Source organism: uncultured Microbulbifer sp. (assembly GCF_947489355.1).
Classification (GTDB): domain Bacteria; phylum Pseudomonadota; class Gammaproteobacteria; order Pseudomonadales; family Cellvibrionaceae; genus Microbulbifer.
Genome location: NZ_CANLDD010000106.1, coordinates 1 through 4,858, shown reverse-complemented (window position 1 = coordinate 4,858; position 4,858 = coordinate 1). Strand labels below are relative to the sequence as shown.

2 protein-coding genes and 2 pseudogenes are annotated in these 4,858 nt (G+C 46.4%); 1 reads left to right on the top strand and 3 read right to left on the bottom strand.

The window, feature by feature from the left end:
* Positions 1-189 precede the first annotated feature (189 nt).
* Positions 190-1,278, top strand: a pseudogene (locus Q1A48_RS20545) (IS630 family transposase).
* 369 nt (positions 1,279-1,647) lie between these two features.
* Here the strand turns inward: Q1A48_RS20545 and Q1A48_RS20540 are convergent.
* From Q1A48_RS20540 to Q1A48_RS20530, 3 genes and pseudogenes are all read right to left on the bottom strand, one after another.
* Positions 1,648-2,340 (bottom strand): annotated as a pseudogene (locus tag Q1A48_RS20540) (IS630 family transposase); the annotation flags it as partial.
* Between the two features lie 688 nt (positions 2,341-3,028).
* Positions 3,029-3,343, bottom strand: a complete 315-nt coding sequence (locus Q1A48_RS20535) for a hypothetical protein (RefSeq protein WP_299948616.1) — start codon at positions 3,341-3,343, stop codon at positions 3,029-3,031.
* A gap of 18 nt (positions 3,344-3,361) precedes the next feature.
* Positions 3,362-4,858: ATP-binding cassette domain-containing protein (locus tag Q1A48_RS20530; RefSeq protein ID WP_366523458.1), on the bottom strand; the 1,497-nt coding region annotated here is incomplete at its 5' end.

Here is a 4,858-nt window from a genome sequence, read left to right as displayed (position 1 = left end):
AACTGAACTTGGTATGAAGATATAGGCAGCCCCCTTTGGGGGCTCAAGGAACGTTAGTTCCGTACAGACCGCTTTGAACGGTTCACGATTAAAGCCACCGGCTTTGCCGGTGGATATTTACTGCGGTGTATTAAATTGATTGCTGATATATACTCTTGAGTGCTCTCCCCACAAACTGGAGTTAGTCAGATGCCCGCTCAGGTCAAAATTACACTGTCAGATAAAGATAGAAAGCAGCTGGAAAAATACGTAAAAAGCCGCAAGACATCGGTGAGGCTTGTTGAGCGTTCAAAGATTTTATTGCTGGCCGGCCAGAATATCCCTAACTACAAAATTGCCAAAGAGCTGAATATTGATGTTAACAAAGTTGGGCGATGGCGGAATCGCTTTGCAGATAAGGGCCTTCTAGGTATAGAAAAAGATCTCCCGTGAGGAAGTAACCATGGAGGAAAGGATTCTGTAGAGCAAGCTAAGCTGCGCTCCAAAATTATCAACATGACTACCCAAGATAGACCAAAAGATAGTACCCACTGGACAACCAGAGGGCTCGCCAAGGTACTGGGAATCAATCATTCCTTCGTTATTAGAGTTTGGCGAGAGGTAGGATTAAAGCCCCATTTGACCAAATACTTCAAGGTGAGTAATGATTCCAATTTTGAAGAGAAGCTTCAGGGTGTTGTTGGTTTGTATTTGTCGCCACCGGAAAATGCCGTTATTTTTTACGTAGATGAAAAAAACTCCATTCAAGTCTTGGATCGTACTCAACCGGGACTGCCAATAAAGCCTGGACGTTGTGGGACCATGACCCACGACTACAAACGTAATGGAACCAGTACTCTGTTTGCGGCGCTCAACACCTTAAGCGGGGAAGTTATTGGTCAGTGCAAAAAACGACATCGGCATCAGGAGTTCTTAGCTTTTCTAAAGACTGTTTAAAAGCAAACATCCAAAGACTTAGAGCTTCATTTAATTGTGGACAACTATGCAACCCATAAGCACGAGAAAGTGAAAAACTGGCTCAAACGCAACAAGTGTGTCCATTTGCACTTTATTCCAACAAGCTCATCATGGCTCAATTTGGTAGAGCGATTCTTTGGGCTTCTTACGGAAAAGCAATTACGCCGCGGCGTGTTCACTTCAGTAAAAGAAGTGGAGGAGGCTATCACAGGGTTTATCGATGCACATAACGAGGCTCCAAAGCCATTTGTATGGACAAAATCAGTCGATGAAATTTTGGCGAAGGTAGGAAGGGCTAGGCAGGCCCTTGCATTTCAGTAAATAGTTTAATACACCACACCAATGATGACACAGATAAGCTTATTTTTCCAGCATAATTGGTAAGATTCTTTAACAGTCTGTAGTAATCCGAAAATATTATTTTGGAAATTTCCTAGCAAGCCAAAAATCTCAAAAAATGATGCTTGCTCTATACCCAAAGCGTTTGAGATTTAGGTTTTGAAAAATGAGTCAAAAACCCTCAAGCCCTCCACCGAGCAGTGTTTTCAATTCCAGTTTTCGCCGACCTATCCCTCGGAAAAATTCTATCGACGCTTCCCGAAACGCATTCAAACCTTCATGGTATCTATTGTACAGAGCGGTTTTCTTGAAAAATTTCCATAATCGTTCAATCAAGTTCAATTCTGGCGACTAGACAGGTAAAAATACCAAATTGACTCGATCGTTCTCCTCCAGCCAGGCTTTGACGGCCCGTGAGTAATGATAGCGGGCATTATCTAAAATAATATGAAGACGGTCCGACAGTGGGTATTTCTGATTCAGCGTTTCAAGCAAAGTAATGGTAGATTCTGCATCAACCGTCTCCGACTCTATAACCGTCACATCCAAGGTTTCTGCATTGATCGCACCATGCAAGTTCAACCGCCGGCGACCAGAGTTAGTCTGCAATTTTCGTTTCTGCCCGCGCTTTATCCAACCATAAGCCGCCATCGTGTTATGCTCCGGGTGCACCGCGTCAATGAAGAATACATCCTCATCTTCCGGCTTTTCCTCCATGAATTGCTCATATTGTTCCACAAATGTTTCCTGAGCTTCCCGGTCCGGTGTTCCTGGAACCAATTTTGGTTTTTTGAATTCGTAGCCCAAACGATGCAGGAGATCCCGCATACCACTGGATGTGTATTCAACTCCGAAGGTTTCTCGAATATATTCAATAACGGAATGTGTCGTGAGATAAATCTTACTTTCCAGCTCCTCACAGAGCTTCATCTGCTGTGAATCACTTAAGTGACATGTGGGACCCTGGTAGTTCCTCTTGACCAATTCCGCAATACCACCTGACCGGTATTTCTCTACATAAGATCTTAACGTTTCGTCATCAAGTAATAACGCTTCTCGGACCGCCTTTAAATTTCAGCCCGCACCGAGCAAAATAGCCGCGTTGATTTTGTAGACCGCATGGCGATTGCGCTCGACTCTGTGCGCCTCGTGCAGTTCCCGGACTGCTCCTCTGTCAGCCAAAAATTTTCTCTTTGTAAAACCTAATTTTCAAACGCTTTGGGTATATGTTACAGTCATCAGGATCATTTAACTGTGCTCTATGCGGAAAGGGGAGATTCAGCTTTTAACCATGCCGAGAATTCACGCACATCTGATATCCTAAAGTGCTTTGGAATTACTACGCTTATGCACCAAAAACATAACAATGGATCCAGCTAAACTTAGAGAGCCCATTATTGTAGAAATATATAGAGATTTGCATAATAGCGTCTCATAAACATAAGTTTGTAGAATAAGTTGATAAATAAAGAAAATACAAAAAAGCTGAGTTAATGTCCGTAGCGTAAATTTTCTTCTCAAAATGCGTGGACCAATTCCAACAACTAAGATAGAAGTTATCAATGCTTGTAAAAATATCATTATATATTCAATAGAGCTTTTTAAGTGAAATAACATTACCTGCAGATGTAAAATTAGTAAATAGATATTTACCTTTTCCTTAGGCAATCGTATAAGGAAAAGCCAAAATCCGGGCAGAAAGTCCTGCCCGGAAAACTTTACTAATTATAGCTTATTGCATTTCGATGAAATACCTCCTACCGGCACCGCCACCGCCACCGCCACCGCCATTAAGACCAGTAGTTATCCCTAATGCTGATCCAGCTCCAATCAATGTAGTTCCGGCTACTGCGCTAGTAGCAAATATACCAACGCCACTTCCAATAAGCGCGCCACTTACTGCTCCACTGGCAAATCCTCCCCAAAACCCTTCGCCATTCATAGCACTGCTAGTTCCAGTTACAAGTCCGCCAATAACTGCACCCCCAGCAACCGTCAGGATACCACCATTTACCTGCTCGAGCTCATTCGTAATTAGTTCTTGCATTATTTTCTCTCTAAAATATCAATTGTGATTGGCAGTCTCACCTGCCGTTAGTTGAATCCGCCTTCCCGCGGAAGCGACCGTTTCCGGTCTATGTGCAACCAATATCCGAGTAATAGCAAGCTGCTGAATATGCTGGTTAACCAGCGATTCATTCGCTATATCCAGATGACTGGTCGCTTCGTCCATGAACAGGATGCGAGGTGCGCGATATAAAGCGCGCGCCATCACAATTCTTTGCTTCTGCCCTCCGCTAAGACTGGTGCCCATATCACCAACGAGGGTGTTGTATTGCATGGGCATATGCATAATGTCTTCATGGATACACGCCATATTTGCGCAGTGGACTATGCGCTGGAGATCCACCTGAGGCTCGAAACAGGCGATATTGTCACCGACAGTTCCAGCGAGTAATTGATCGTCCTGCATAACACCGGCAATCTGGCTGCGATAATTTGGCAGTTTCTTCAGGGGTTGGCCATCGATCAGGATTTCCCCTTCGGTCGGTTCCAGCAACCCCATCAGGCATTTGAGCAATGTGGTCTTGCCACAGCCACTGGGACCAACGATGGCAACGGTTTCACCAGCTTCAATGGTAAAGTTGACATCCTGAAACGCCGGGGCCTCCGCCTCACCAAATTGAAAACCCAGCTTGCGCACTTCGATTTTGCCCTGCAGCGCATGCGCTTGATCGACGCTCATTGGCCAGCTGTCGGGTCGGTCTATATCCTCGACTTGGGTAAATACAATATCGGACAGGCGGTCCAGATGCAGGCCCAGCATTTTTAACTCGATCCACTTGGCAATCAGTGCATCCATCGACGCTACAAAACGGGTTTTGTAGCTCATAAAGGCGTAAAGCATACCGACGGTGAGGATATTTCCCATCACCGCGGTTGCAGCGAAGTAGATCACCAACAGGTTTTCCAAACCAAACAACAAGCGATTGATGGTGTTGTAGCCGATATTCCAGCGGGCAATGCGAATATCTTGTTGATAGCATCGGCGAGGCGGTTGTGCCACTGGCCCTGGAGGGTCGTTCTCGCGCTGGAACAGTTTGACGGTCTGGATAGCCCGCACCGATTCCATGATGATGATCTTGTTACGCTGTACGGATTTGAGCACGACAAAGTGACTCATATCCCAGTGCAGCACACAGGGGTGCTGTAGCTCTTCCAAGTGTTCCATCTCAAGGCGCAGGGCGCGGCCGGCCAAGTGCAGACGCCCGGCCATATCCATCAGGGCCTTGAGGTTGGTGCCGTGGCTGGAGATATGGAAGCGGCGGCGCAGGCCGGCGAGGTCGGTATCATAGCCGTGAAATCCAGCAATCATCGCCAGACACACCAGCCCGCATTCCGCAGCCTCAGTCTGCAAAATCATCGGCAGCTGGCGGCCTGAGGAAAAATGCAGAAGCTTTTCCGGCCGACCTTGGCCGGCTGGCTGTCGCGTGGTCGCCTCCATCACAGGCGCCCCCGCAGGCTGTAAATGGGCTCCAGCAGCCATTGCAGCAAGCTCCGT

Excerpts from the sequence above, each read along its gene's own strand:
- Q1A48_RS20535 (WP_299948616.1), bottom strand. The coding sequence starts at position 3,343 with ATGCAAGAACTAATTACGAATGAGCTCGAGCAGGTAAATGGTGGTATC.